We start from the raw sequence: 26,693 nt of genomic DNA on the forward strand, positions 1-26,693 counted from the left end.
TGTGCATGGTTTCCGGCCTCAATAGGGATCGACGGCATCGCGCAAACCATCGCCCAGGGCATTGAAGGCAAAGACGGTGACAAGCACGAAGGCGACGGGGGTGAGAATCCACGGGTAGGACCCGATGACGGAATAGGTGGCGGTGTCCTGCAGCATCAGCCCCCAGGAAATCAGGGGAGGCTTCACCGCAAACCCCAGGAAGCCCAGAAAGGATTCCAGAAGGACAATGTGCGGGATCGCGATGGTGACGGCAACGATCACGTGGCTCATGACATTGGGAAAGATGTGCTGGAAAATGATGCGCCGGTCCGAAGCGCCCACCGCCAGCGCCGCACGCACATATTCGATGCGCGCAAGTGCCAGTGTCTTGCCGCGCACTTCGCGCGACATCTGCGCCCAGCCAAGTGCCGACATGATGATGATGACGAAACCGAGGAAAATGCTCGTCGGAGCTGTGACGGGTATGAGCGAACTGAGGGCGAGATACAGTGGAAGCTGCGGAAATGCCAGGACCAGTTCAACGAAACGCTGTGTCCAGGCATCGAACCGTCCGCCGAAATAGCCGGAGACCAGCCCGACGGTCGTGCCGACAACCGTCACGATGGAGACGACAATCAACGCAATCATCAGCGAGACGCGGGAGCCGTAAATGGCTCTGGAGAGTACGTCGCGGCCGAACTTGTCGGTGCCAAGGAAATGCACGGGCTTGCCGTCGAGGGTGCCGAAGAAATGCCGGTCCGCCGGAATGATGCCAAGCAGTTTGTATTCAAAGCCCTTCACGAAGAACCCCAGCAGGCGGGGATTGCCATAGTCCAGCCCGACCACCGGCTGGAATGTCACCGGATCGAGTTCCTCGGTCTCGGCGACCGGATAGGTGCGCGGGCGCAGATTGAAATGCCCATCCTTGTCGAAGAAGCGCACGGCTTCCGGCGGTGCGAAGCCGATCTCCGTCTGGGAGGGATCGACGGGGGCAAAGAAACCGGCGAAGACGGCCATAACAAGCAGCAGGCAGACGAGGACAAGTCCGATCATGCCGGTCCAGGAGCGTTTGAGGCGCCGCCACACGAGAGCCGAATAGCTTTCATTGCCGCGGTTGGCTTTGCGGATTTCCACGGCGGCGACGGGTGGTCTTATCTGGATTTGCATTACCGCGCCTCCCCATACTGGCGAACGCGTGGATCCATCAGCGCCAGCAGAACGTCTGCAATGATGTTGCCGACGATCAATGTTGCCGACAGCACCAGCATGAAGGTCGCCGTGACATAGACGTCTCCGATCCACATGGACCCGACGATGGCGGGTCCGACCGTCGGCAGTGCGAAGATGATGGCGGTTTCGATCTCGCCGGTCAGCATGTAGGGCAGGACGACGCCCTGATACATGATGAGGGGATGCAGCGCATTCGGCACCGCATGGCGCATGATGACCGCACCCTCGCTCAGACCCTTGGCCCGTGCCGTCTCGACATATTGGGCATTGAGCGTGTCGAGCAGATTGCCGCGCATCACGCGCATATTGTAGGCAAGCCCGCCAAAGGTGGCGATGGCAACGACCGGCCACACATGCTGGACCAGATCGACGAACTTGCCCCACGACCACGGCGCGCCGCCATAGCGCGGGGAATAAAAGCTGCCGATCTCCGAAACGTTGAAGTGAAACACCATGATGTAGACAATGATCAGCGCCATCAGGAAGCGCGGCACGGTCATGCCCAGGAACGATATGCCGGAGAGCAGGCTGTCCACCCATGAATATTGCCGCGTGGCGGCCAGTATCCCGAAGCTGATCCCGATGATCGAGGCGAGGATATGGCACGTGAGGGCGAGAAGAAGCGTGCGCGGCAACCGCTCGCCAACCACATCGGCAACCGGCTTGTTGTAGAACATGCTGTGACCGAAATCCCCGCGGGTCACCATGCCGACGATCCAGTTGACGTATTGCACGGGCAGCGGCTTGTCGAGGCCATTGGCAACCCGGTACGCCTGCGCCTGTGCATCGGCTGCCTCGAAGGATGCGCCGCCCTGGTTCATCAGCTGTGAGCGGATGTAGTCGGAGTAATCGCCGGGCGGTGCCTGAATGATGGCAAAGGTCACCACGCTCAGCACAAACAGCACCGGAATGGCGGATGCGATACGCACAAGCAGGAATCGTAGCATGGGCCGGTTCGCTTTTCTTGTGTTGGTTTCAAAACTGGCTTGAACGCATTCATGCCGTTGGATTTTTCAGTCCATCCCGCCGGTCGCAACGAGGTGCGACCGGCAGGGTCAGAGGCCTTGGGAGGCTCAGTTCATCGGTCCGGGTCCACCGGGTTTTCCCGGCAATTGCTGCGGGAACAGTTCATAGTCGCCCTGCTTGTCCGCCTTGACGAAGACGCGTTCACGGATGACGGCGTCTTCAGCCCAGTTGAACATGAAAATCGGCGCCCCGGACGGGATGTTGGAGAAACGCTTGTTGATGACCAGTGCACCGGCAAATTCAGTCAGCCCGACCGTGTTGACGTTGGCGGTGTAAACCTTCTGATAACGTTTCATCAGTTCAGCCCGCTCGGCATTGTCCTGGCTCGCGATGAATGCGCTGACGATTTTCACCAGCTCTTCCTCGTAGGGCATCAGGTCGACCGCACCGTTTTCCGGGGCACGGTGGTTCCAGCTTGTGCGTGGCCCGACAGGCGCCAACTGTTCCGTGTTCTGCACGACGGAGGCGAGTTCCGACCTGTTGCGCAGGATCATCCAGTCAAAGCGGCCGCCGTAGTTGGCGGCATCCCGCTGGTTGCCGTCAAGGGCATTGAGGATGACGCGCAGTCCGAGTTTTTCCAGCTGCGCGATGACACCCTCGGCAAGGTTCTTGTCGGTGCTGTAGGCATTGTTCACGAGAAGGGTGATCTCGACGTCTTTTCCGCCAGCCTTGTCCGGCGGGAAATTGACGATGCCATTGCCGTCGGTGTCCTTCAGGCCGGCCTTGGCCAGTTCAGCCTTCGCGCCCTCCAGATCGAAGGGGTAATAGACGGTAGACTGCCGGTCGTAGAAGCTCGTTGCCGATGACAGCCCGCCGGGATAGATCGCCGTGAACGGTCCTTTGACAAGGGCTTCGCCGAGCTTCTTGCGATCGATAGCCATGGTCACGGCCTTGCGGAAATGCTCGTTGCGATTGAGTTCGCGCACGGCCTGACCGCGTGCATCGGGTGCGCCCCAGCCATTGGCGGAAAAGTTCATGTCGAGATTATAGCCGATCAGGCGGGGCCCGAAGGCAAGCCGGGCGGGCGCATTGTCCTGCGCGGCGCGTTTCAGCGACTCCACGAAGTTTTCCGGCTGTTCGAGATTGGAGAAATCGGCGGCCCCTGCCACGGTCTGGACGTCGCGGTCGGCCCATGTGGAAAGCTTGTAGTGCATCTCGTTGACATAGGGCAGCTGGTTGCCGGCTTCGTCGACTTTCCAGTAGTAGGGGTTGCGGCGCATCACGATGATGTCGTCGGGGCGGTATTCGACCGGTACCCAGGCACCCATGACCGGCATGTTCATATATTCCGGCGGGAAAGCATTCTTGTATTGGTCGTAGGTTGTCCCGGCATATTTAGGATGTTTCGTCTTCAGGATATGCGCCGGGCCGGGGCAGAATGTGCCATAGGCCATGGCATAGAGATACTGGCGCGGGAATGCATCCTTGAAAGTCCACTGGACCGTATAGGCATCAACTTTCTTCAGCGTTGTGCCAACGCCAAAGGTTTCCTGGGTGGCACCATTCAGCGGTGAAACATTGGGATCGAGGACATTGTCTTCCCAATAGAACATGACGTCATCGGCATCGAATGGCGCACCATCGGACCATTTTGCGCCTTCGACCAGATGCATGATCAGCGTGTGGCCATCCGGTGACCAGTCCCACCCCTTGGCGAGGTTGGGCAGCGGTTCGACGTCGCTCGCTTCGACCTGGAACAGCGGTGCCGTTCGTGTCAGGCATTCGGACAGGCCGATGTCGATGCCTCCATAACCCTGCGACTGGCCGCCGCTGTAGTTCCAGCCCTCCGGCCGGCCGCCGATGACGTGCCGCAAGGTATCGCCATAGATACCGATGCCATCGGGCATGTTTGCCGTCTTGTAGACGAGCGGCTGCTTGGGCAGCCGGTCCTGGACCGGCGGAAGCTTGCCGGTCTTGACGAATTTCTCGGTCATCCAATCCGGTTCATGATAGGCGGGCAGGGTCTTGAATTCGAGGATCGCATCGCGCGGGACGTAGGTGATTTTGGCTTGCGCTTTGAAGGATGGCGGTTCAGGCGGAACTGTCGGCTCCGATGCCGCCGCCGGAACGGCCAGCATCGAAACACCCAAGGCGAGTGTACTCCAATAGCGCAGATGGCTCATCGTCTCTCCCTCTCGATTGTGATCCAGCCGGTATGGCCATTCCCGTCTCCTCCAAGCCGGGAAAAGCCGCTGGAAAGCTAATGCACGGCCTGCGTCATCAATGCTTTCTCTGCCCGCAATTCTTCGATCGAGCGCACGGAACGGCTGGCAGACCCTTTCCATTCACGCGTTGCCACGGTCTTGTGGCGCAGGCGTTCCTTTGCCGCATCAATCGCATGGGCATATTGCGGCAGCCAGGGTGCTTGCGCGACGATCATCTCATCGACCATCTGCCAGACTTCTTCCGGCGTGCACACGGCGCCGACCAGCGGATCATGCAGGACGGCAAGCTTCAGAAGATCGATGTCGCCGCTGATGGCGGCGTGGACGGCCATGCGCTGCACGTTGATCGATGCCACGCAGGTTGCGGCACAGGCTTCCGGCAATGTGATGCCGGAGACCATGTTGATGCCGAACCGGTCGACGAAGCCCGGCGATTCAATGATTGCATCGGCGGGAAGGTTGGTGATGATCCCGGTGTTGCGGGTGTTGAAATGGCCGCGGTAGACCCGTCCGGTTTCCAGCGCTTCCAGTATATGGCTCGCATGTTCGTTGGAGCGGCGTGCCGGATCGATCGGCTTGGCGGCCGCTTCGAGAAATTGCGGAAATTCGGTCTCGAACCAGTTTCTGGTTTCGGTCGAGTGCCGGAGATAGCCGCCGGTCTCGCCATGGATCCAGTTGGACATGTCGATCCATCTGGCGATTTCATCGGGACGCTTGCGATACCATGGCAGATATTCCGAGAGATGGCCGTTGCTTTCGGTGGAATAGACGCCGAAGCGCTTCAGCACATCGATGCGCAGCTTTTCCTGCTGGGAAAAGACGGGATGCGCCTCGAATGCGGCAATGAGTTCCTCCTTGCCGATCCTGCGTCCGCGCAGGCGGATATCGACAAACCAGGTCTGATGATTGATGCCCGAGCAGATATAGTCGAGCTCGTCCTTGGACCGGGCACCCAGAACTTCCGCGATCTGCTCCGCCCCATGCTGAACCCCGTGGCATAGGCCGACCGTGTCGACCTTGCCATATTCAATGGCCGCCCACGTGTTCATCGCCATCGGGTTGGCGTAGTTGAGGAATTTTGCGCCGGGTTCTGCAACCTCGCGGATGTCCTTGCAGAAGTCAAGAATGACGGGGATGTTGCGCTGTCCGTAAAGGATGCCGCCGGCGCAGATCGTATCGCCGACGCATTGATCGATACCATATTTCAGGGGAATGCGGATGTCGTCGGCATAGGCTTCGAGCCCGCCGACCCGCACGCAGCTGATGATGTAGCGGGCACCCTCGATGGCCTTGCGCCGGTCGGTTGTGGCGGTTACCCGGGTTGGCAGATGGTTGGCCTCGACAATGCGGTCGAGAATGGACCTGATCATTCCAAGGTTGTGTTCGCTGATGTCGGTCAGGGCAAATTCGATGTCCCTGAATTCCGGCACGCACAGAATGTCCGTAAACAGTTTCTTTGTGAAACCCACGCTGCCCGCGCCGATAATGGCAATTTTGAAACTGCTCATGCTGACCTCACCTTGCCCATCATCAATGCGGGTGGAAGCAACAGGGCAGGGTAGCTCCGGCGGAAAAACACCGGGCTTTGCAAAGACCAGGTTTTTCCTGTCTTTCCCCTTGTTCTATTCCTTACCCGCAGTTCATCCGCTGTTCTTGATTGGCATTATGCGTATATTCGTGGGAGCGAATAGAGAGGGATTATGCTTTTGAGGGTAATTTTGTGCTGCAGAAACTGATCGATACCGGGCACACCATGAAGACGGTTTCCCTGCCGCGGGGCCGCCATACGCTGCACACCATGCCGACCAGCACCGGTTATGAGGTGCGGCGCGATGAAATCTATGATTGGGACGGCCGAAAACGCGGCCAGACCCCCTTCACCGTCCTGCAGCACACGATCAGCGGAACGGGCATGCTCCGCTATGAGAACCGCAACTACAAGGTGCACGAGGGTGAAACTCTGCTGGTCCTCGTGCCGCATAACCATCGCTACTGGCTCGAGAAAGGCGATCACTGGGAGTATTTCTGGATTTCCATGAATGGCGAGGAAGCGCTGCGCATTCACCGCTCGGTGCTCGCCGCCCAGGGGCCGGTTTTGCGCTTGCCGGGCGAGACGATAGAGCATCTGGCCGATTGCAGCCTGCGCCTGATCGCGGATGCGGAGACCGCCGGCCGCGCCTCAGCCATCGCCTACGAGGCCGCCATGGCGCTCTATGACGGCGTGTTCGGCTCACACCCCGTCGATCAGCACGAGAAGACCGTCATGCAGCCTGTCATCGATCACATCAGCGCCAATCTGGACAAACCGCTTCCCGTTGACGAACTGGCACGGGTATCCGGGTTGAGCCGGGCGCATTTCTCCCGGGTCTTTGCCGAGTGCGAGGGGCTGCCCCCGGCGGAGTTCGTGCTGCAGAAGCGGATGCAGCGGGCGACAAAGCTTCTGACCAACGCCGCATTCCTTCCGGTCAAGGAAGTGGCGATCATGACCGGTTTCGACGATGCCAATTACTTTTCAAAAGTGTTCCGCCGCATCTACGGCGCCAGTCCGACGGAATTCCGCACCACGGGCATGTATGCCAGTCTTTCAACGCGCGCATCGGGATCGGGTGAAAGCTGATGCGGCAGACGGGCGGCGAACCGAAGCCGCTCTCTGCTGCGATCATCCGGTCAGGTTTTGAAGCGGACAATCACGCGCTGCCCGATGAGGAATGGTGACTTGGGCTGAATGCTGATGATGCACTCAGCCGTGCGGATGTCGACGCGATCACCTGGCGCATCCCGCGATTTGGGCTGTTCGAGCACATGCTGGATGCTGATGACGCGTCCCTGGATGGAAACGGTGTCGTCGTTTTCCGCGATGATGTCGACATCCATGCCCGGTTTGACCAGTTTGACGAACTGCTCCTGAATTTCGGCACGGACGATACGCGGTGCCTCCGGCAGAAGCGTGAAAAGTTGGGTAACGGCCTGCGTCGATACGACTTCGCCAACGCGGGCGGACTGGCGGATGATGCGCGCTGCGATTGGGGCGCGGACAAGCCGCATCTCGACTTCGAGACGGCTGTTGTCCGCACGGCTTTCCGCTGCCGCCAAGGCGGCTTCGGCGATGACCACTTCGGCTTTGGTTACCGACAACTGTGCCTCGGCTTCGTCAAGCGCCTGGGCCGAAACGGCATTCCCTGCCGCTGCCCGGCGCAGCCGTGCCGCCTGACGGGTCTGGGCACTCAGTTTTGTCTGCAACGCGTCCAGCTGGCCCTTGGACTGGCGTGCTTCGGCTTCGGCGGTGCGAACAGCGATCAGTTCGCGGCGATTGTCGAGCGCGGCGAGGATATCGCCGGCTTTGACCCGCTGTCCTTCCTTCACCGGCACATCCTGAATCACCCCGTCGCGCTGGGTGGAGAGCCGCAGCAGGCCGCCCTCGACATCCACGACACCGCGCGCCGCCGCAATAATGCCTGGCCTGGCCTGGGCAATTTCCGCCTGATTGGCCTCCGTCGCACTCGACATGGCCCAGAGCGCCAGACCGGCACCGCCCAGCGCTGCCAGAACGATCGCATACTGCAGAGAGGTGCGGCTAAACATAGTCATGACTGGTATTTCCTGACGCTTTTGCACCGGCGGCGGGACGCCAGTCACGAAGAATGCGGCCATCTTCCATCTGCAGGACACGGTCCGCATGGGCAATAAGACGCGGGTCATGCGACACGCACAGAACCGTGGCCCGGGTTCGTCTTGCAATCGTGTGAAGAATCTCGATGACGATCTGGCCGTTGACGCTGTCGAGCGCGCTGGTCGGCTCATCGGCAAAGAGAATGGCGGGGTTTTTCACAATGGCGCGGGCGATGGCCACCCGCTGCTTTTCGCCGCCGGACAGTTCGGCGGGGTGCAGGTGGCGCCGGGCGGCGAGACCAACCTGTTCCAGCGCCCGTTCCGCCCGCTCTGCCGTCTCTTCAGCGGCAACGCCGAGATAATCCAATGGTACCTGCACCTGTTCGACGGCGGTCAGGGCCGGGAACAGGTTGAAGCCCTGGAAGACGAAACCGCAATGATGCAGCCGAAAGGAATCGCGCTCGGCATCGCTTGCCGCCACAAGATCGGTTCCAAGCGTTCTGATCGCGCCTGAATCGGGAATGGTCAGACCGCTCAACGTCGCCAGCAACGTGCTCTTGCCGCATCCGGACGGCCCGATGATCAGGGTCAGTTCGCCCTGGAAGATATCGATGGATACGTCCTGCAATGCAATCGTGCGGATTTGCTTGACGACAAATGCCTTGCTGATGCCGGTCGCGGAAATCGTTGGCTGCATGGCGGTCACCGGAGCAATGTTGCTGGATCGGCGTGCTGCAGACGCCGCAGGGCGAAAAGGCCGGCAGCGAACGCCACGGTGAGCACAACGGTGGATGCTGCCAGAACGATGCTGGTCCGCAGTTCAAAGGGCACGCTGTAGATGCGGGCTATGAGAGCGGCGGCGGTGCTGAAGACGGCGCCGACAACCAAGCCGAGAACCCCGACCCAGGCGGCCTGTTCGATGACGATGGCCCGCAGTCCCTTGAATGATACGCCAAGGGCCCGCAACGTTGCATATTGCGGAATGGATCCGGCCACGGCGGCCATCAGTGTCTGGCTGGTGACGAGAGCGCCGACGAGCATGGCGATGATGGTTGCGAAGATGAAGGCGATACCGGCACCGGATTCGAGAAGCCAGTACCGTATCGACATTCCCGCCAGTTCAGGGGCGGACCACACGTGAAAGCGCGGGATTCCCGCCGGATTGTTCAAACGCTCGCGAATGGCTTCCGCTGGTCCGAACTTTGTCACGGTGTAAAGGAAATAGGTCACGTCGTCCGTTGCCCCAAGCGCATTGTCCAGAGTCCGGGCAGTTTCTATCGACGTGACGACGTTCACGCCGCCCAGCCCTCGCAGGCCCTCGATCAAACCGACAATGTGAATGCGGCGGCCATTGACCTCGGCGGTATCGCCGACATCGACGGCCAGCTTGTGCCTGTCGGTTGCATCCACCAGCGCTGTTCCGGGTTGCTGCAGCAGGTTGCGCATTGCCGGGGGAACAACCGTGGAGAGGCCGATGCTGCGAGGGCGCGCGTCAATGCCGACAATATTGATGCTGGTGCCGCCGCCGCGTGCGCCGCGCCAGTCACCGGAGCCGAGCAGGAAGCGTTCAACATGGGAAATGTTCGGTTCCATGTACAGGCTGGTTGCGATGCCGGCGCTGATCAGCCGCCCGAGATCCACGCTTTGCGTGCCGGGAAAACCCACCCAGTACTGCGCGGTGGACTGTGTGACGTAAAGCGCATTGGACCCGATGATGCCGAGAAGCAGGGCGCCCTGAACGATCATGAGAACGCCGGAAAAGCCCACGGCCACAATCGCCGGCAGAAACCGCCGCCATTCATGGACCAATGTTTTGCGTGCTATCGAAACGGACATCTTGTTACCCCTTCCGTTGCCGGGCGGGGGCGGCGTCTTGCATGCTGGTCGTCAGGGGCGAAGCGCCGCCGATGGCCTTGTAGAATGTGATCAGGGCAAGCGCTTCAGCTTCCTGCGCCTCGGCCAGTTGCTTGCGCTGTGCCAGGACACGCATCGCCGAACCAATCGACTTGGATCCGTCGCTCAGGCCTTCGCGTTCGAGGACCGTGGTTGCGGAGCGCATTTTTTGCGCGGATGCCAGATTCGCATTCAGTTGCCGGGTGGTGGCATGAACGGCCGACCATGCCCGCAGCGCGGATGATGCTTCCTCATAGGCAACGAGAACACTCTGCCGGTAGGCCGCAACAGCTTCGTCGAACTGAGCCTGCCGTGCCGCAACGACGTCGCGCCGCCGTCCCTGATCGAAAACCGGAATTTGAACCGACGGCCCGCCCATGATGCCGAACGGCGAACCGTTGGACGGCCCGCCAACGCCGACAATGCCGCTCAGGCGGAGTTTTGGATAGAGGTCGGCCTGGGCGATGCCGATATCGGCGGCGGCACGCACGGTTGCAAGTTCGGCCCGCCGGACATCCGGACGGGCGCGCAGGAGGTCCGCCGGACGGCCTGTGACGGGGTCGAGCCGGGCGACGGGCTGAGGTTTTGTGTGCTGCAGGGAGGTGTCGATCTGCGTGGTCCCGAGAAGGGTGGCAATCTGCTGCAGGGTGATGTCGATCTGCATCTGGAACCGGGCCTGCTCCGCCTTCGCATCGCCAAAGCTTATCCTGGATTCCTCCGCGTCCGATGCGGCGGCGAGGCCGGAACGGTATTTGACCGCGGCAAGCCTGCCATCGCGCTCGATCAGGGCAAGGGAGGCGCGGGCGATCGCCTCGCGCTCCTGCAGCGCGCGCAGGCGCACGTAAGCGCTGGCAATTTCGGCGGCAACAGCGATGCGTGCCGCTTCGACGTCCTCGGCGACCATGTCGGCGGATGCCTTGGCCGCCCGCTGTGTGTTCTCGCTCAAGCCAAACAGGCCAAGCTCCCAGCCCACTTCAAGGTTGAGCTGAACCGGACGGCGCAGCAGTTCCTGCGATTTGGTCGAACCCGTTCCGGCATTGGCTGTGCCCGATACATCGGCGGTGGGCATGAAAAGCGTTCTTGATGTCCGCGCCATCGTTCGGGCGGCGACAAGCTGCTGTTTCGCCTGGACGATGGTGAGGTTCTGTCCAAGCGAACGCACGACGAGCCCGCTCAGGACCGGATCGCCGAAGACCTGCCACCAGTCGCGCAGGTCGCGCTGTCGGCCAGCAGGCATCTTCGCGGCGGTCGCATAGCGCGCCGGCAGGCTGGGCGCCGAGAGAGCCAAGCCTGATGCATCATTCTGGCAAGCGGTCAGCATCGCCGCACCGGCAAGGACGCAGATGGTCTTCACGCACGCATGGCGACAGAGCAATGGGGCAAGGGGCAATGTCAAATCTCACGCACGCGACCTTGGACCCGGCACCCGGTATTTCGGGCACAGTCATGGTCGTGGAAGCCGCGGGAACGAACGTTCTTCCCAATCGCGCTCGGTGTTGTAACTGCAGGCATTGCTTCTCACATCCAATTGTCCGCGCATCGTTGCATGCGAGGATTGCGGGAACATGATGGAGCGGTTGTCGAGGCGCGGATTAAGGCTTGAAAAACTGCCGTTTCAGGGGGCGTGTTTCGCCCCGGCACCCCACCGCAGGCCATCCATCAGCAGTTTCACCAGACGGCGGGAACGCTCATGCCAGTCGGGAGCGTCTGGAATAGAATAGATGGTGAAGAGGGCATGCAGCAGGTCGGTGCTGTCGATGTCCCGCCGGATGAGATTCTGATGTGCCGCCGCTTCCACGAGATTGCGCAGGGCGACGGAGACCATGCCGGAACTCTCGGCAAAAAGTTCGGAGTTCGTGTTGACCAGCATGCGCAGGCTGTTTGCCATGCCTCTTTTCGCGGCGATATAGCCGACAAACCGCTGCATCCACTCCTCGAGAGCCACATCCGGCGCATGGCTCAGGGACAATTCGCCCGCTGCCGCACAGAGACTCTCGACTTCGCGGCGGTAAACCACTTCGACGAGATGTTCGCGCGTCGGGAAATGACGGTAGAGTGTGCCGATGCCAACACCGGCGCGCCGCGCGATGTCTTCGAGGGAGCCTTCAATGCCGCGTTCCGAGAAAACCGCTGCCGCGACTTCAAGCAGCTTTTCCCGGTTGCGTCGCGCATCGGCGCGCATGCCCTTGGCTGCCGACGGGGTTGGTTCGGAATTTTCTGGCGGCTTGGCAACCAAAATCTGCTCCATGCTCATGGGGGCTTGACCACGAGCAACAAGGTCTTAAGATAAGCGGAGGCCCCTCCGTTTAAGTGGAGTCCGTTTGCCTTCTTATCGCAGAATCGGTGCCGGTGTCATGTCTCTCATACACATAGGCTGGTTTTGAACTTTCTGGCAGGCGGCAGGTGTCCGCATCCCGGGCCGCCGACTGAATCTGCATCCGCTACAGCAGGAGCAATAGAATGACCGGAACAATCGACTTGAAGCTGAACATCAATGGCAGGGAGCAGACGCTTGCCGTCGAGCCGCGCGTGACGCTGCTGGACGCCCTGCGCGAGCATATTGGTCTGACCGGAACCAAGAAGGGCTGCGATCAGGGACAGTGCGGCGCCTGCACCGTTCATATCGATGGCAAACGCGTGCTCGCCTGCCTGACACTTGCCGCCCAGGCCGAGGGCCGCGCGATCACCACAATTGAAGGCATCGCGGCAGAAGATGGCGAATTGCATCCTGTCCAGGCAGCCTTTCTCGAGCATGATGCCTTTCAGTGCGGTTATTGCACGCCGGGACAGATCATGTCGGCGGTTGCCTGCATTCGCGAAGGACATGCGGGATCAGACAACGAGATTCGTGAATACATGTCGGGCAACCTCTGCCGGTGCGGGGCCTATTCCCATATCGTGGCTGCTGTCCGTGAAGCTGCGGAGGCCGCATCATGAAGAATTTCACCTATCTGCGTGCAGGTTCGGCGGACGAGGCGCGCACGGCCGCCGCGCTTGCCGGGAGCATGATCCTGGCCGGCGGCACCACATTGCTTGATCTTGCCAAATGCGGGGTTGCCGAACCGGAAACCGTCGTCGATATCACGCATCTCACTGGCCTTGACCGCATAGAGGTCGACGGGAACCGGGCATCGATCGGATCGCTTGCCCGCATGAGTGAGGTGGCCGATCATCCCGCAATGCAGGACGCCTTTCCGGCCGTCACGCAATCGCTGGCGCTGGCAGCTTCCGCGCAAATCCGCAACATGGCGACCATCGGCGGCAACCTGCTGCAGCGCACGCGCTGTCCCTATTTCCGTGATGCGGCCGTATTTCCCGCCTGCAACAAGCGCAGTCCCGGCTCCGGGTGCACTGCCCTTGGCGGCGTGACCCGCAATCACGCGGTTCTGGGAACAAGCGACGCCTGCATTGCCACCTATCCGGGCGATCTGGCTGTTGCGCTGGTTGCCTTTGATGCGGTTGTGCATCTGGGAAGCCGCGAGATACCGATCGATGACTTCTTCCTGCTGCCCGGCAATCATCCGGATCGCGAACACGCCATGGAGCGCGGCGAAATCATCACCTCCGTAACAATACCGCTATCAGCCGCCACACGGCGCTCCACTTACCTCAAGGTCCGCGACCGGCAGTCCTATGAGTTCGCTGCCGCCAGCGCCGCTGTCGGGCTGGAACTGGCTGCCGACGGAAGGACGGTTCGCGATGTGCGCATAGCCCTTGGGGGCGTTGCAACGAAGCCGTGGCGGGCCCGCACGGTGGAGGCGGCATTGATCGGCAAGGTGCTGGAACCGGAGCTGGTCCGTCAGGCCAGTCTGCTGTCCATGCAAGGCGCGGCTGATCATGGCGCGAACCACTACAAGATCGATCTTGCCCCGCGTGTGATCACGCGCGCTGTCCTGCAACTGGGAGGTCTGGCATGACTTTCATCAATCCAAAGGCCAAGCACGGCGATGCATCCGACGGCAATCTCGGCGGACGCCTGTCCAGACTCGATGGTCCCGCCAAAATCACCGGCAGTGCGACCTACGCGGTCGAACATCAGATCGACGGGCTGGTCTATGCCGTAACGGTACAGAGCACGATTGCGGCCGGTATCGTAACATCCGTCGATGCCAGGGCTGCGGAAGCATCGCCGGGTGTGCTCCTGGTGTTGACGCCCGACAATATCATGCCGCTGAAATCAGCGACGACATGGGCCGGTACGCCCGGCCCGGAAGGTCCGTTTCTGGCGCTGCCGAAGATTGTGAGCTTCAATGGCCAGCACATCGCGGCCGTTGTGGCCGAAACCCTGGAGCAGGCCACGGCCGCGGCCGCCCTCATCAGGGTCACCTATGAGGAAAAGGAGCATGTTTACGGCCTTGACGACCCCAAGGCCGGGGACGGGGTGCCGATCGAGCGCATGACGATGTCGCGGGGCGATGCCGAGAAGGCACTGGCCGAGGCTCCGGTGCGGATCGAACAGGAATACCGGACGCCGCGCGAATACAATGTTGCCATCGAACCGCACGGCATCATCGCGCAGTGGGAGGCAGACAGCCTCACGCTATGGGAGCCAAGCCAATGGATCGACGGCATGGCCCGTTCTTACGCCGAATGGTTCGACATACCGTTCGAGAATGTCCGCATGATCTCGCCCTATATCGGCGGCGGCTTCGGCTCGAAAGCGCTGTCGCTGCCGCATGGCGCCGTTGCAGCGATCGCTGCGCGGATGCTTGGCAAACCGGTGAAGCTTGTGGTCACGCGTCCGCAAACCTTCACGGCCTATGGCGGCCGTCCCGCCACCCGTCAGACATTGGCCCTCGGGGCAACCAGGGAGGGCAAACTCCTTTCCATCGTGCAGCGCGGCGTCAACGAGACATCGATGCTCGGCGTTGCGGTCGAGCCCCTCGGTTCTGTCACCGCGATCATGTATGCGGTGCCCAATTTCAGCTCGCGGCAGAATGTCATTCCGCTCAACACGGTCACCCCGGGTGCCCTGCGGGCGCCGGGAGAAAATCCCAGCGCGTTCGGCATTGAATCGGCGATCGATGAGCTTGCCTATGAAGTGGGCATCGATCCCCTGCAGATCCGCCTGCTGAACTATGCCGAGGAAGATCCGGAGGCGAAAATTCCCTGGTCGACGCGCCGGCTGCGGGAGGCGTTCGCGGCAGGTGCGGAAGCCTTCGGCTGGTCAAAGCGCTCGCCGGCGCCGCGTTCGATGCGCGAAGGCAACCAGCTGATCGGCTGGGGTGTCGCGGCAGGGACCTATCCGGTGCGGCGCACACCCGGTGAAGCGCTGGTCCGCATTCTCGCCGATGGCACGGCGGAGGTCGCGAGCAGCAGCATCGATATGGGGCAGGGAACCTATACGATCCTTGCCCAGACCGCCGCTGAGGTTCTGGGTATTCCGGTTGACCGGGTTCGCGTGAAGCTTGGAGACTCCGCCTTGCCCCGGGCTCCGGTTGCCGGCGGCTCGCAACTTGCCAACCTGATGACGGGCGCTGTCCACAAGGCAGCCCACGCGGCACGCGATGAGCTGATCGGTCTTGCGCTCAATCATCCGAGTTCGCCTTTTCTCGATCAGCAGACCAATACCCTGACCATTGCCGATGGCGTGATTTCGACGCCGCGCAGTGAAAAGCCCAATATTTCCATCGCCGATTTCATGCGTGTCATCGGGCAGGAAAAGGTCGAGGCGTTGCGCGATACCCTGCCGGAGGACAAGAAGAACACGCAGGACCGCTACAACAACTTCACCACCATGATGGCGATGAAGCCGCCGACGGAAGGCGGCTACTCCCTGCACAGCTGGTGCGCGCATTTTGTCGAGGTACGGGTTGATGCGGATTTCGGCACCGTGCGTGTCTCGCGCATGGTTTCGGCGCTTGATTCGGGCCGCCTGTACAATCCCAAGCTGGCCGAAAGCCAATGGCGGGGCGGCATCATCATGGGCATCGGCCAGGCACTGCTGGAGGAGGGCGTCGTCGATCCGCGCTACGCCCGCGTGATCAACAACAATCTCGGCGATTATCTCGTGGCGACCAACGCGGATATCCCGGATCTGCAGGTGATCTCCGTGGGTATCCCCGATCATCATGCTTCCGTGCTCGGTGGCAAGGCGGTTGGAGAATTGCCGATCGTCGGCGTGGCCCCGGCCATAGCGAACGCGGTTTTTCATGCCACGGGAAAACGCATCCGGGAGCTGCCGATCACTCTCGATAAGCTCCTGTAAGGCCTGTCCGCAAACAGGAAGCCCACCTGACGATATGTGTTTCGCGCATGCATGGCGCGAAACACGCTCGTTTGAGCATATTCCTGCGGAGATAGGCGGTCATTGGCAAAACAATGCCTCCTCTGGAAACCGATCTTCTCTACCTTGCAGCGGCGGCGGCGTAATGGCATGGCTGGAAAGCATCTGCCACGGCGTCGCCACGCTTGTGGACCTGTATGATCGATTGTTGGTGAGAGGAAACCTGTTCAATGCCTGGCCCTTATGTTGTGCGCGTTCATGGTGACGAAGACCTTCCGCAAAAGGTGGATGTGGTCGTTGTCGGTGGCGGTATCATAGGAGCCTCGACAGCGCTCGAACTGGCCGAACGCGGCCTCAAGGTGGCGCTGTGTGAAAAGGGCGGCATCGGCCAGGAGCAATCCAGCCGCAATTGGGGATGGGTGCGTATATCGCGCCGTGACCCGCGCGAAGTGCCGCTGATGGCGGAGGCGCTGCGCCTGTGGTCTGGTTTTGATCAGCGGCTTGGCCGCGATACCGGGTATACGCGCGCCGGCATTCTGTTCACAGCGCCGGATGACAAATCCTACGAGGAAAACGAGCGCTGGCTGCAGAATCTGGAGGGTTATCAGCTGGAGAGCCGCATGATCAGCGGCAAGGAGCTCGACGATCTTCTGCCGGGCGGACATCTGCCCCTGAAAGGTGCCCTGTATACGCCCGTCGATGGGCGGGCTGAACCGCAGAAGGCGGCGCCCGCCATCGCCGAAGCGGCGCGCGACAAAGGCGCATCGATCCTCACGGAATGCGCCGTGCGGGGCATCGAAACAACCGGCGGCAAGATATCCGGTGTTGTCACGGAACGGGGGACAATCGGATGCAGCGCGGTGGTGCTCGCCGGCGGCGCGTGGTCCAATCTGTTTTGCGGCCTCTATGGCATCGACCTGCCGCAACTCAAGGTGCTGAACACCGTCATCCGCACCAAGCCGCTGCAGGGAGGCCCGGAAGCGGCGCTCTGGTCCAAGGATTTTGCCATCCGCAAGCGTCAGGACGGGGGATACACCATTGCCTCCGGCCATGAGAACATTGTCGATATCGTGCCGAAATCATTCCGCTATGCGCGGCAGTTCCTGCCGGCACTGAAACTGGAATGGAATTCCCTGTCCTTTCGCTTGGGCGGTCGTTTCTTTGACGAGGCGCGCATCCCGGCCAAATGGAAAATGGATGAGGCGAGCCCGTTCGAGTATCACCGGGTCCTTGATCCCAAGCCATCGCTCGATCTGTCGAACCGCTTTTTCGACAGCCTCAAAGCGGCATTTCCCGTGTTCAATCAGGCGGAGATTGCCCAGCGCTGGGCCGGCTATATCGACGCCACGCCTGATGCTATACCTGTCATTTCGGCCGTCGACGAAATCCCCGGCTTTCACATCGCCACGGGCTTTTCCGGCCATGGGTTCGGCATAGGACCGGCTGCCGGGCGTTTGATGGCCGATATCGTGACCGGGCGCGCGCCGGTGGTGGACGCGGCGGCTTTCCGGTTTTCCCGTTTCAGTGACGGGTCCAAGATAACGCCGATCACCGGATTTTGAGTGTGGTGCATAATGACCAATGCAACGGCAGTTTCAAAAAAGCGCGCACTGTGGTCGCGTATTCTTACAGAGGCAGCGACGGTGAGCGAGCGCGAACCGACGCTTTCCGCGTTTCTGCAGCACGCGGTATTGCGCTTCGACAATCCTGAGGATGCGCTGTGCCAGCAGCTGGCGGATGTTCTCGCCAGCCCGGTCGTGACAAGCGAAAAACTATGGGATCTGTTCAGCGGCGTGCTGAAGCAGAACCGCGCGGTATTGTCCGGAATGGAGGCGGATGTCAGCGCTGTCCTTGAGCGCGATCCTGCCACCAGGAGCGCATTGCACGTGCTGCTCTATCTCAAAGGGTTCCACGCGATCCAGGTCCACCGGTTTGCCCATCATTTATGGAATACCGGCCGGGAGGATATGGCTGCTTTCCTGCAATCGCGATCGTCACGTGTTCTGCAGGTCGATATTCATCCCGCCGTGCGCATGGGAAAGGGTGTCTTCTTTGATCATGCCACCGGCATCGTCGTCGGCGAGACGGCCGTGATCGAAGACAATGTTTCCATTCTGCAGGGCGTGACGCTGGGCGGTACGGGCAAGGACATCGGAGACAGGCATCCCAAGGTGCGCCATGGCGTTCTCATCGGCGCCAGTGCGACCGTTCTTGGCAATATCGAGATCGGCGTCAATTCCAAGATCGGCGCCGGTTCGGTTGTCCTGAAATCCGTCGAAAACAGGAAAACGGTGGCAGGTGTTCCCGCCAAGGTCATCGGCGGCGTGCAGGAAAGAGAGCCCGCCCGTTCCATGAACCAAATTCTTTATGATGTCGGGCTCTGAACTCTGCGGAAGATGATGGGATTATCCCGTCGGGTTGTCGTTGGCTATCCCGCGCCTGTCAGGTTCTTTCAGCCGCGCCATCGAGAATTTCAGGACATTTTGCACGACATCCAGCTCATGACGGCCGGTGGGCGTCGCACCGCGGGCATCTTCGGTGAGTTTCAACATTTTCCGGAACAATTCGCGAATTTCGAATTCGGACAATGGAGCCATTGTTTGAATGTCTTCGATACGCATCGGTTTGTTGTCGCCGTGTTCATGCATCACGATTCCCATTGAAATCTTTTTCAGCCGGGGTGTCTGGACATGGGTTTCTTCAAGTCGCGCAAGAATTGAAAATTATTACCGCCACAATCGCGTTGCGTTCGGACAGGTCAAACCGGTGCTTGGACCAGCATAGAGACGGCGGTTGATCGCTCCCGTCATTTTTGAACAACACCATTGCAATATGCCTATTCATTGCACTTGACCCCATTGCGCAATCTGCAACATAGTCGGGAGGCGGATGGTTCCAAGGAAAAACACCGGGTCGATTGCTGGTGAATATCAACATCCGCACGTGGGGGCGGGCATGACGATACAGGGCAAAACACCATTCGGGTCAGCCAGACCCTGATGCGCACCTTTGTGTTTCTGGGGATATTCTTTCTATTCTGGATTACCACGACTCCATTTCCCGATTTGAGCGCTGTCATCAATCCCGCCGATCCGCGTTCCGACGCGCTCTATCAGGTGTTGATGCTGCTCCTCTCCGCCATGCTGCTCTTCTTCGGTTTGCGACACCCCCTCCGGCGAATGATCCTGCAGCCAGCCGCTCTGCTTTCGGCAATTTTCATCTGGTATATCTTCGTTTCAATCCTGTCGCTTCACCCGGACGTTGCCGTGAAAAGGGCCATTCTTGGCGCGCTGGTTTGCATGAACGCGAGCATATTCCTGCTCCTGCCAAAATCGGAGCGGCATTTTGCGGCACTTCTGAGTTTGGCCACCCTGGTGATGCTGGGGTTCGCCTACTGGGGCGTCACGGTCTGGCCGCAATATGCGATTCACAATATCGGTGATTTTGCCGAACGGGAACTGGCAGGCGATTGGCGCGGTCAGTTCTCGCACAAGAATATCACCGCGGGCGTGATGGTCATATCGGTCTTCTTCGGCCTGTACGCATGGTCATCCCATCTGCGCCTGAGAGCCGTTGTCATTGTCGTCCTGTCAACGTACTTCCTGTTCAGGACCGGTGGTAAAACCTCCTCGGCAGCTTTGCCGGCCACACTTGTTCTCGCAGCCCTGTTCGAGCGTTTGCGATCGCTGCGTTTCCTCATCGTCCTGGGCGGAATTATCGCCATCAACTTCGTCACGGTCGGCGCGGCTTTTCTCGAGCCGGTGCGCGAGCTGCTGTCCTCCGTCGGAATAGACCCGACATTCACGACACGCACCGATATCTGGAGGCTTGCGATCAATGCCGTGGCGCGCCAGCCGATCACCGGATACGGCTTTGACGTGTTCTGGGGGGCTCCTGAACTGATTTATGGCGGCGGCCAGATCGAAAGCGGAGCGTTGAACGCGGGAACCGCCCACAATGGCTATGTTGATACGCTCGTTTCAGCCGGAATTCCCGGCCTCATACTCATCTTCGTCTGGCTGTTAATTCTGCCGATCCTTTATATCGAGCGGGCAGAAGAACAGGGAGGAAACCCGCATCTGACGCGCCTTTTCTCCCGTATCTGGCTCTACGTGATTTTTGCGAGCTGTACGGACACCCTTTTCTTCCAGAATCGCAATCCGGTCTGGTTTGCGCTGCTCATCGCCGTCTTTGGCCTGCGTTTTCAGGCCAAGTCGGACATGATCGAGAGTGCCGTGCCAAGGGTGGCAACGGGTTCCTTGTCGGCGCAGCCCACGTAAACCATCCCGATAGCAGATGGAGTTTCATGACAATCCGTCGGGCTGACGCGTCCCCGCTCGCGCTTCGGCACCTGGCATGCTCGCTATCCTTCCGCGACTGATTTGCCTCGGCTGCTGACCGCAACCGCGCGCTTCGTGGTGGCTCAAAACCGTCTTGTTATTTGTATTACTATATTATAGTAATACGCCGGAGGTCTGGGAGGATCTTGTAAATTTGACCAATTTCGGGAGGAGACGTCATGATTTCCATGAAGAGAATTCTGCTTGCCAGCACGGTTGCCATGTTGTGCGCTGGTGCTGCGCATGCGGCTGATTTGACAGTCGGTTTTTCACAGATCGGCTCGGAGTCGGGCTGGCGTGCGGCTGAAACATCCGTGTCGAAGATCGAAGCCAAGAAACGCGGCGTCGATCTCAAAATTGCCGATGCCCAGCAGAAGCAGGAAAACCAGATCAAGGCGATCCGCGGCTTCATTGCGCAAGGTGTCGACGCCATCTTCATCGCCCCGGTCGTGGCGACAGGGTGGGACACTGTTCTTGCCGAAGCCAAGGAAGCCAAGATCCCGGTCATTCTTTTGGACCGCACCATCGAAACAGCCAATGACGGTCTCTATTTGACTGCGGTTACGTCCGATACCGTCCACGAAGGCAAGGTTGCCGGCGAATGGCTCGTCAAAGCGGTGGCCGGCAAGGACTGCAAGGTTGTTGAATTGCAGGGAACGGTTGGTTCAAGTCCTGCCATCAACCGCAAGAAGGGTTTCGAGGACGGAATCGCCTCGGCCTCCAACATCAAGATTACCCGCAGCCAGACCGGCGACTTTACCCGCTCCAAGGGCAAGGAAGTCATGGAAGGCTTTCTCAAGGCGGAGAACGGCGGCAAGAATATCTGTGCTCTCTATGCGCACAATGACGATATGGCCGTTGGTGCGATCCAGGCAATCAAGGAAGCCGGGTTGAAGCCGGGCAAGGATATTCTTGTCGTGTCTGTCGATGCGGTGCCGGATATTTTCAAGGCGATGTCTGAAGGGGAAGCGAACGCAACGGTTGAACTGACCCCGAACATGGCGGGACCAGCCTTTGATGCCTTGAAGGCATTCAAGGACAGCGGAAAAGCCCCGCCAAAGTGGATACAGACGGAATCGAAGCTCTACACACAGGCCGATGACCCGAAGAAGGTCTACGAGGAAAAGAAGGGCCTGGGATACTGATCAGGATCACCGTGCCAGCCGTCCCGTTCGGGCGGCTGGTCACTGATCGGAAATCTGCTGATGGGGAGACGGCGCAATGACGGACAAACCCGGTCTTCTTGCGGTAGAGGGCATTTCCAAATCATTTGTTGGTTTCAAAGCGTTGGATGGCGTTGATTTCACCGTCAGGCCGGGGGAAATCCACGCGCTTCTCGGCGAAAATGGCGCGGGGAAATCAACCCTGATCAAAGTGCTGACTGGTGTTCATCAGCCGGATGCCGGCGTAATCAAAATCGACGGGCAACCGGTGGCTATGCGCGATACGCAGCATGCTCAACATCTCGGTATCGGTACGGTTTACCAGGAAGTGAATCTGCTGCCCAATATGTCCGTTGCCGATAATCTCTTCATCGGGCGCCAGCCGATGCGGTTCGGCTTTGTCAACCGCAAGCTGATGGAAAGACAGGCGCGGGAATTGCTGGCGCAATATGACCTGCATCTGGATGTTTCGTCCGATTTGTCCCGTTACTCCGTGGCTGTGCAGCAACTCGTGGCAATCGCCCGCGCTGTCGATATGTCGGGGCGCGTTCTTGTTCTTGATGAACCGACCGCCAGTCTTGATCGCCATGAGACCGAGATCCTGTTTGCCATACTCCGCCAGTTGCGCGCCCGCGGCTTTGGTGTTGTTTTCATTACGCATTTCCTCGATCAGGTCTATGAAATCTGTGACCGGGTCACGGTCCTGCGCAACGGAAAGCTGGCTGGCAGCGCGTTGACTGCGGAACTTCCAAAGATCGATCTGGTTTCCCTGATGCTTGGACGGGCATTGGCGGTCGCAACGCACAATACGCGCCATGACCGGCCGGTCCCCGCCATCAAGCCGTTCTCCTTCAAGGGACTTGGACGCAGCCGCAGCATTGCGCCGTTCGATCTCGATATCGGTGAAGGTGAAGTGATCGGCATGGCGGGGCTTTTGGGATCGGGCCGCACGGAGACCGCCAAAATCCTGTTCGGAATCGACGCCGCGGACACGGGGCATATCCGCATAGACGGACATCCCGTGCTCATCCGTACACCGCAGGACGCTGTCGCCTGCGGGTTCGGGCTGTGCCCGGAAGATCGCAAGTCCGACGGAATCATAGGCGACCTTTCCGTGCGCGAGAATATTTGCCTGGCGTTGCAGGCGCAGAAAGGCTGGTTCAACCGGTTGTCGAGCCGTGAGCAGATCAGCCTGGCCGACACATTCGTCAAGGTGCTCGATATCCGCACCACGGATATTGAAAAGCCAATCAAATTTCTATCCGGCGGCAACCAGCAGAAGGTTATTCTTGCCCGCTGGCTTGCAACCAATCCACGGTTTCTCATTCTCGACGAGCCGACGCGCGGTATCGATGTGGGTGCACATGCGGAGATCATCGCGCTGATCAACCGGCTTTGCGACGATGGCATGGCGCTGCTCGTCATCTCATCGGAGATTGAGGAAATCGTCGCCTACAGCACCCGTGTCGTTGTCCTGCGGGATCGCGCGCATCGCGGCGAAATTTCCGGTGACGATATCACGACCTCAAACATCATGCAGATGATTGCTGCTGAATCTGAAGGGGCCCCTGCATGATCCGTCTGAATACTGCAGCGTTGACGAAAGCCATGCCGCAGCTGCTTTCGCTGATGCTCATACTGTTTCTCAATTATCTGGCATTTCCCGGATTTTTCGAAATACGCCTTCAGGACGGCCGGCTGTTCGGCAGCCTGATCGATGTCCTCAATCGCGGGGCCCCGGTGATCATCCTGGCAATCGGCATGACCGCTGTCATCGCCAGTCGCGGTGTCGATCTTTCGGTCGGCGCCGTCATGGCCGTTTCGGGCGCGCTGGCTGCAACGATGACCGTCGCCGGTTATCCCCTGCCTGTCGTCATTGTTGCCGCCCTCGGCACGGGGCTGGCATGCGGCCTGTGGAACGGCATTCTCGTCGCCTATTTCGACCTGCAACCCATCGTGGCGACCTTGATCCTCATGGTGGCCGGTCGCGGCATTGCGCAGCTGATCACCGAGGGTTCGATTGTCACCTTCACCGAGCCCGGCCTGATCTTCTTCGGAACAGGCTCCTTTGCCGGCATTCCCATGCCCATCCTGATCGCGGTCTCGCTTCTCGTCGTGGCGATTGCCGTGGTCCGGCGCACGGCAATCGGGCTGCTGATCGAATCGATCGGCATCAATCGAAGCGCGAGCAGCTATGCCGGACTGAACAGCAAACTGCTGCTGCTCGTCATCTACGGGTTTTGCGGGTTTTGCGCTTCACTGGCCGGGATCATCATTGCCGCGGATATTCGCGGTGCCGATGCCAACAATGCGGGTCTCTGGCTGGAACTGGACGCAATTCTCGCGGTTGTCGTCGGCGGGACGTCATTGTTTGGCGGCCGCTTTTCCATTCTCATGTCAGCGCTCGGCGCGGTTATCATTCAGGCGATGAACACGGGGATATTGCTGTCCGGCTTCCCGCCCGAATACAACCTCATCCTGAAAGCGCTGGTCATCATTGTCATCCTGCTGGCACAGTCATTTTCATCCCTGGGCGGATGGGCATTTCTCAGGGGGGAATTCCGCTCGAAGGGGGGAAAGAGACAATGAACACACGCCTTTTGCCCCTTTGTGCCACACTGCTCATCTGCCTCATTGCCTACGCTGCGTGTGTTTTCCAGTTTCCGGCGATGTTCTCGACCCGTGTTGCCGGCAATCTGCTGACGGACAATGCCTTTCTGGGAATTGCCGCTGTCGGAATGACGTTCGTCATTCTTTCCGGCGGCATTGACCTCTCTGTGGGATCGGTGATTGCCTTTACCGGCGTGCTTCTGGCCGTCCTCATCACGCATTATGGCGTTCATCCGCTGATTGCCTTTGCCATCGCGCTTTTGATCACCACGGCTTTCGGGGCAAGCATGGGCGCGATCATCCATTACCTTGAAGTGCCGTCCTTCATCGTCACGCTGGCAGGCATGTTTCTGGCACGAGGCATGTGCTTCGTGATGACAACGGATTCAATCCCGATCGATCACCCGTTCTATACGGCATTGCAGGGGCTGTTCTACCGGTTGCCGGGCGGCGGACGGCTGACCTTCATCGGTTGCCTTATGGTGCTGGTATTCTTGGTCGGTATCGTCGTCGCGCATTTCAGCAAGTTCGGTTCCTACATCTATGCGGTGGGCGGAAACCGCACGTCGGCCGAGCTGATGGGCGTGCCTGTTGCCAGGACCACGATCGGCATCTATGCGATGTCGGGCTTCCTGTCGGGGCTCGCCGGAATTGTCTTTTCGCTTTACACCTCTGCCGGTTATTCGCTCGCCGCTGTCGGCGTCGAACTCGATACCATCGCGGCAGTGGTGATCGGCGGGACCTTGCTGACCGGGGGTGTTGGTTATATCGCCGGTACGTTCATCGGCGTGATCATCCAGGGGATTATCCAGACTTACATCGTCTTTGATGGAACCCTGTCCAGTTGGTGGACAAAAATCGTTGTCGGTGTCCTTCTCTTCTCGTTCATTGCCTTGCAACGCATATTGGTGTTCCTGTCACTGAAGAGAACAACGGCGACCAGTGGGGGGTGATTTGCCACGCAACGACCTTTCAAATTACGATTTCCGGACGGCAGGCCATTCGCACACGCATCACGGCCATGTCATGCGCGCGCTCGGCTTGCGCATCATCAGCGGTGACTATGCGGAGAACAGCATCCTGCCGGGTGATGCCGAGCTGTTCGAGCGCTTCGGCGTATCGCGGACGGTGCTGCGCGAAGCACTGAAGACGCTGGCGGCCAAGGGCCTGATTCAGCCGCGCGCCAAGATTGGCACGCGCGTGCTCGAGCGATCGCATTGGAATCTGTTCGACCCGGACATTCTGGTCTGGCATTTCGAGGCCGGCCCCACGCCGGAATTCCTGTCGAGCCTTCTGGAAATGCGTCTGGCGCTCGAACCTGAAGCGGCGGGCCTCGCCGCGCGCCGCAGAACGGCTGCGCAGCTCGAAACACTCTATAAATGGGTCGACAGAATGGGGGAGGCGGGCCAAGCCGCATCCAGTTTCGTTGACAGCGATCTGCAATTTCATATCGCCATTGCCGACGCGTCTCACAATCCCTTCATGCGCTCGATCAGCGCGCTCATCGAGGTGGCGTTGGTGACCACGTTCACGATCAGCTCGCCGATCCCGAACCCTGAGCGCCACAGCTATTCGGTGGCGCGCCACAGGGCCATCGCTGATGCGATCAGGGACCGCAATGTGAGCGCTGCCAAAAAGGCCATGCGCGGGGTTATCGAGGACGGTGCGGAACGCGTTCTTGCCGCGACAAAGGGCGTGCAGAACGCCGATTGATGCTGTCAGTGCTTCCCGGCCACCCCCCCCCTGATGACGGCACCGGCGGCATCGCCACAGAATGGGGTTGTTCCGCGATCATCCTCGACGATCAGGATTCGAGCCGGAATGTTCAGCGATAATATCGCCCGATTGTCCCATTTCCGGCGGCTTAAGTCACGGCGCCATATATTTAGTTATGTTTCGACGGGAGAAAATGGTGTGGCTGGCGCTCTGGCATTCACGTTTCAGACAGATAAAGCTGCGGGCCCCGACTATAAGCCCATTCGTTTTCGGCCAAGACCATTTTCCTTTGCCAGAGCAGAGCGCCGGGTCGAATAATTGGGTGCAACCATCGGGTAAGAGGAGTCCAGGCTCCATTTTTCGCGATAGGCTTCCGGCGTCAATCCATACTCGTTCATAATATGACGTTTCAACGTTTTGAACTTCTTTCCGTCATCCAGGCATATGATGTAGTCGGCCAATATCGATTTGTTCGGATTAACGGCTGGTGCCGCCTTTTGCGCAACAGGAAGCGGCGCATGTTCAAGCGCAACTTTGTCAAGCGCGGCGTGAATTTCCGTAATGACCTTGGGCAATTCAGTCCAGGGTATCGAACTGCGCCGAACATAAGCCGCCGCCAATTTGGCTGACAATTCGACAAGCAGAACATTATGTTTCAATGTGTCATTCCGGTCGTCTTTCACGATGATCCTTTTGACTTTGTGTCTGTCGGATATATAAGTATTTGTCGAAGTAC

Annotated in this window: 23 protein-coding genes; 12 read left to right on the forward strand and 11 right to left on the reverse strand. The window is 59.6% G+C overall.

The window, feature by feature from the left end; genetic code table 11:
- Positions 1 to 18: 18 nt before the first annotated feature.
- The 4 genes from AC1Q5O_RS15350 to AC1Q5O_RS15365 all read right to left on the reverse strand — a co-directional run bounded on the left by AC1Q5O_RS15350 (position 19) and on the right by AC1Q5O_RS15365 (position 5,908).
- Positions 19 to 1,146, reverse strand: a complete 1,128-nt coding sequence (locus AC1Q5O_RS15350) for an ABC transporter permease (RefSeq protein WP_492564030.1) — start codon at positions 1,144 to 1,146, stop codon at positions 19 to 21.
- Complete coding sequence (locus AC1Q5O_RS15355) at positions 1,146 to 2,156, reverse strand: ABC transporter permease (protein WP_223615826.1); 1,011 nt, start codon at positions 2,154 to 2,156, stop codon at positions 1,146 to 1,148. The genes AC1Q5O_RS15350 and AC1Q5O_RS15355 overlap by 1 nt, the downstream gene beginning before the upstream one ends.
- A 126-nt stretch (positions 2,157 to 2,282) precedes the next feature.
- On the reverse strand, positions 2,283 to 4,358 hold the full coding sequence (locus tag AC1Q5O_RS15360; protein ID WP_492564033.1) for an ABC transporter substrate-binding protein: 2,076 nt from the start codon (positions 4,356 to 4,358) through the stop codon (positions 2,283 to 2,285).
- A gap of 77 nt (positions 4,359 to 4,435) precedes the next feature.
- Positions 4,436 to 5,908: an alpha-glucosidase/alpha-galactosidase gene (locus tag AC1Q5O_RS15365; RefSeq protein WP_492564035.1), complete on the reverse strand. Its 1,473-nt coding sequence runs from the start codon at positions 5,906 to 5,908 to the stop codon at positions 4,436 to 4,438.
- A 245-nt stretch (positions 5,909 to 6,153) separates the two neighbouring features.
- Between AC1Q5O_RS15365 and AC1Q5O_RS15370 the strand changes: the two genes are divergently transcribed.
- Complete coding sequence (locus tag AC1Q5O_RS15370; protein ID WP_492564759.1) at positions 6,154 to 7,017, forward strand: AraC family transcriptional regulator; 864 nt, start codon at positions 6,154 to 6,156, stop codon at positions 7,015 to 7,017.
- 50 nt (positions 7,018 to 7,067) lie between these two features.
- Here the strand turns inward: AC1Q5O_RS15370 and AC1Q5O_RS15375 are convergent, their stop codons facing one another.
- From AC1Q5O_RS15375 to AC1Q5O_RS15395, 5 genes are all read right to left on the reverse strand, one after another.
- Positions 7,068 to 7,988, reverse strand: coding sequence for an HlyD family secretion protein (locus AC1Q5O_RS15375; protein ID WP_492564037.1), 921 nt, complete (start codon positions 7,986 to 7,988; stop codon positions 7,068 to 7,070).
- Complete coding sequence (locus AC1Q5O_RS15380) at positions 7,975 to 8,706, reverse strand: ABC transporter ATP-binding protein (protein WP_472459850.1); 732 nt, start codon at positions 8,704 to 8,706, stop codon at positions 7,975 to 7,977. Before AC1Q5O_RS15380 ends, AC1Q5O_RS15375 begins: the two co-directional genes overlap by 14 nt.
- A gap of 5 nt (positions 8,707 to 8,711) precedes the next feature.
- Positions 8,712 to 9,845: an ABC transporter permease gene (locus tag AC1Q5O_RS15385; protein WP_492564039.1), complete on the reverse strand. Its 1,134-nt coding sequence runs from the start codon at positions 9,843 to 9,845 to the stop codon at positions 8,712 to 8,714.
- A 4-nt stretch (positions 9,846 to 9,849) separates the two neighbouring features.
- Positions 9,850 to 11,256, reverse strand: a complete 1,407-nt coding sequence (locus tag AC1Q5O_RS15390) for an efflux transporter outer membrane subunit (protein WP_492564041.1) — start codon at positions 11,254 to 11,256, stop codon at positions 9,850 to 9,852.
- A 261-nt stretch (positions 11,257 to 11,517) separates the two neighbouring features.
- A complete protein-coding gene (locus AC1Q5O_RS15395; protein ID WP_472460136.1) occupies positions 11,518 to 12,150 on the reverse strand; it encodes a TetR/AcrR family transcriptional regulator in 633 nt (210 codons plus the stop codon).
- 212 nt (positions 12,151 to 12,362) lie between these two features.
- Here AC1Q5O_RS15395 and AC1Q5O_RS15400 point away from each other — a divergent pair, with 212 nt between their 5' ends.
- From AC1Q5O_RS15400 to cysE, 5 genes are all read left to right on the forward strand, one after another.
- Positions 12,363 to 12,839, forward strand: a complete 477-nt coding sequence (locus AC1Q5O_RS15400) for a (2Fe-2S)-binding protein (RefSeq protein ID WP_346305374.1) — start codon at positions 12,363 to 12,365, stop codon at positions 12,837 to 12,839.
- Positions 12,836 to 13,819 carry an FAD binding domain-containing protein gene (locus AC1Q5O_RS15405; RefSeq protein WP_492564044.1) on the forward strand — a complete coding sequence of 328 codons (984 nt, stop codon included), beginning with the start codon at positions 12,836 to 12,838 and terminating at the stop codon, positions 13,817 to 13,819. Before AC1Q5O_RS15400 ends, AC1Q5O_RS15405 begins: the two co-directional genes overlap by 4 nt.
- Complete coding sequence (locus AC1Q5O_RS15410; RefSeq protein ID WP_492564046.1) at positions 13,816 to 16,110, forward strand: xanthine dehydrogenase family protein molybdopterin-binding subunit; 2,295 nt, start codon at positions 13,816 to 13,818, stop codon at positions 16,108 to 16,110. The genes AC1Q5O_RS15405 and AC1Q5O_RS15410 overlap by 4 nt, the downstream gene beginning before the upstream one ends.
- Before the next feature lie 248 nt (positions 16,111 to 16,358).
- A complete protein-coding gene (locus AC1Q5O_RS15415; protein ID WP_492564048.1) occupies positions 16,359 to 17,690 on the forward strand; it encodes an NAD(P)/FAD-dependent oxidoreductase in 1,332 nt (443 codons plus the stop codon).
- A gap of 12 nt (positions 17,691 to 17,702) precedes the next feature.
- The gene (gene cysE, locus AC1Q5O_RS15420; RefSeq protein ID WP_492564050.1) at positions 17,703 to 18,512 is read left to right on the forward strand and encodes a serine O-acetyltransferase; all 810 of its coding nucleotides are present in this window, start codon (positions 17,703 to 17,705) and stop codon (positions 18,510 to 18,512) included.
- 21 nt (positions 18,513 to 18,533) lie between these two features.
- Here cysE and AC1Q5O_RS15425 read toward each other — a convergent pair whose 3' ends face one another.
- On the reverse strand, positions 18,534 to 18,788 hold the full coding sequence (locus AC1Q5O_RS15425; protein WP_492564051.1) for a hypothetical protein: 255 nt from the start codon (positions 18,786 to 18,788) through the stop codon (positions 18,534 to 18,536).
- 339 nt (positions 18,789 to 19,127) lie between these two features.
- Here AC1Q5O_RS15425 and AC1Q5O_RS15430 point away from each other — a divergent pair, with 339 nt between their 5' ends.
- From AC1Q5O_RS15430 to AC1Q5O_RS15455, 6 genes are all read left to right on the forward strand, one after another.
- Complete coding sequence (locus AC1Q5O_RS15430) at positions 19,128 to 20,408, forward strand: O-antigen ligase family protein (RefSeq protein WP_492564053.1); 1,281 nt, start codon at positions 19,128 to 19,130, stop codon at positions 20,406 to 20,408.
- 248 nt (positions 20,409 to 20,656) lie between these two features.
- A complete protein-coding gene (gene ytfQ / locus AC1Q5O_RS15435) occupies positions 20,657 to 21,613 on the forward strand; it encodes a galactofuranose ABC transporter, galactofuranose-binding protein YtfQ (RefSeq protein WP_426137275.1) in 957 nt (318 codons plus the stop codon).
- A gap of 76 nt (positions 21,614 to 21,689) precedes the next feature.
- Positions 21,690 to 23,207 carry a sugar ABC transporter ATP-binding protein gene (locus tag AC1Q5O_RS15440; RefSeq protein WP_492564054.1) on the forward strand — a complete coding sequence of 506 codons (1,518 nt, stop codon included), beginning with the start codon at positions 21,690 to 21,692 and terminating at the stop codon, positions 23,205 to 23,207.
- On the forward strand, positions 23,204 to 24,220 hold the full coding sequence (locus AC1Q5O_RS15445; protein ID WP_492564055.1) for an ABC transporter permease: 1,017 nt from the start codon (positions 23,204 to 23,206) through the stop codon (positions 24,218 to 24,220). Before AC1Q5O_RS15440 ends, AC1Q5O_RS15445 begins: the two co-directional genes overlap by 4 nt.
- Entirely contained in the window at positions 24,217 to 25,194 is a 978-nt protein-coding gene (gene yjfF / locus AC1Q5O_RS15450; RefSeq protein ID WP_223615809.1) for a galactofuranose ABC transporter, permease protein YjfF, read from the forward strand. Before AC1Q5O_RS15445 ends, yjfF begins: the two co-directional genes overlap by 4 nt.
- A gap of 1 nt (position 25,195) precedes the next feature.
- Positions 25,196 to 25,954: a FadR/GntR family transcriptional regulator gene (locus AC1Q5O_RS15455; RefSeq protein WP_472459840.1), complete on the forward strand. Its 759-nt coding sequence runs from the start codon at positions 25,196 to 25,198 to the stop codon at positions 25,952 to 25,954.
- Positions 25,955 to 26,208: 254 nt separating this feature from the next.
- Here the strand turns inward: AC1Q5O_RS15455 and AC1Q5O_RS15460 are convergent, their stop codons facing one another.
- Positions 26,209 to 26,640 carry a Ros/MucR family transcriptional regulator gene (locus AC1Q5O_RS15460; RefSeq protein ID WP_492564058.1) on the reverse strand — a complete coding sequence of 144 codons (432 nt, stop codon included), beginning with the start codon at positions 26,638 to 26,640 and terminating at the stop codon, positions 26,209 to 26,211.
- Positions 26,641 to 26,693 lie beyond the last annotated feature (53 nt).

It is taken from the genome of Phyllobacterium sp. MT110 (genome assembly GCF_058792715.1).

Bases quoted from the DNA above. Each gene is read 5' to 3' on its own strand.
- AC1Q5O_RS15360 (WP_492564033.1), bottom strand. From the start codon at position 4,358: ATGAGCCATCTGCGCTATTGGAGTACACTCGCCTTGGGTGTTTCGATG.
- AC1Q5O_RS15385 (WP_492564039.1), bottom strand. From the start codon at position 9,845: ATGTCCGTTTCGATAGCACGCAAAACATTGGTCCATGAATGGCGGCGG.
- AC1Q5O_RS15425 (WP_492564051.1), bottom strand. From the start codon at position 18,788: ATGGGAATCGTGATGCATGAACACGGCGACAACAAACCGATGCGTATC.
- AC1Q5O_RS15430 (WP_492564053.1), top strand. From the start codon at position 19,128: ATGCGCACCTTTGTGTTTCTGGGGATATTCTTTCTATTCTGGATTACC.
- cysE (WP_492564050.1), top strand. From the start codon at position 17,703: ATGACCAATGCAACGGCAGTTTCAAAAAAGCGCGCACTGTGGTCGCGT.
- AC1Q5O_RS15380 (WP_472459850.1), bottom strand. From the start codon at position 8,706: ATGCAGCCAACGATTTCCGCGACCGGCATCAGCAAGGCATTTGTCGTC.
- AC1Q5O_RS15405 (WP_492564044.1), top strand. From the start codon at position 12,836: ATGAAGAATTTCACCTATCTGCGTGCAGGTTCGGCGGACGAGGCGCGC.
- yjfF (WP_223615809.1), top strand. From the start codon at position 24,217: ATGAACACACGCCTTTTGCCCCTTTGTGCCACACTGCTCATCTGCCTC.
- AC1Q5O_RS15445 (WP_492564055.1), top strand. From the start codon at position 23,204: ATGATCCGTCTGAATACTGCAGCGTTGACGAAAGCCATGCCGCAGCTG.
- AC1Q5O_RS15365 (WP_492564035.1), bottom strand. From the start codon at position 5,908: ATGAGCAGTTTCAAAATTGCCATTATCGGCGCGGGCAGCGTGGGTTTC.
- AC1Q5O_RS15440 (WP_492564054.1), top strand. From the start codon at position 21,690: ATGACGGACAAACCCGGTCTTCTTGCGGTAGAGGGCATTTCCAAATCA.
- AC1Q5O_RS15400 (WP_346305374.1), top strand. From the start codon at position 12,363: ATGACCGGAACAATCGACTTGAAGCTGAACATCAATGGCAGGGAGCAG.
- ytfQ (WP_426137275.1), top strand. From the start codon at position 20,657: ATGAAGAGAATTCTGCTTGCCAGCACGGTTGCCATGTTGTGCGCTGGT.
- AC1Q5O_RS15350 (WP_492564030.1), bottom strand. From the start codon at position 1,146: ATGCAAATCCAGATAAGACCACCCGTCGCCGCCGTGGAAATCCGCAAA.
- AC1Q5O_RS15375 (WP_492564037.1), bottom strand. From the start codon at position 7,988: ATGACTATGTTTAGCCGCACCTCTCTGCAGTATGCGATCGTTCTGGCA.
- AC1Q5O_RS15355 (WP_223615826.1), bottom strand. From the start codon at position 2,156: ATGCTACGATTCCTGCTTGTGCGTATCGCATCCGCCATTCCGGTGCTG.
- AC1Q5O_RS15370 (WP_492564759.1), top strand. From the start codon at position 6,154: ATGAAGACGGTTTCCCTGCCGCGGGGCCGCCATACGCTGCACACCATG.
- AC1Q5O_RS15415 (WP_492564048.1), top strand. From the start codon at position 16,359: ATGCCTGGCCCTTATGTTGTGCGCGTTCATGGTGACGAAGACCTTCCG.
- AC1Q5O_RS15395 (WP_472460136.1), bottom strand. From the start codon at position 12,150: ATGGAGCAGATTTTGGTTGCCAAGCCGCCAGAAAATTCCGAACCAACC.
- AC1Q5O_RS15410 (WP_492564046.1), top strand. From the start codon at position 13,816: ATGACTTTCATCAATCCAAAGGCCAAGCACGGCGATGCATCCGACGGC.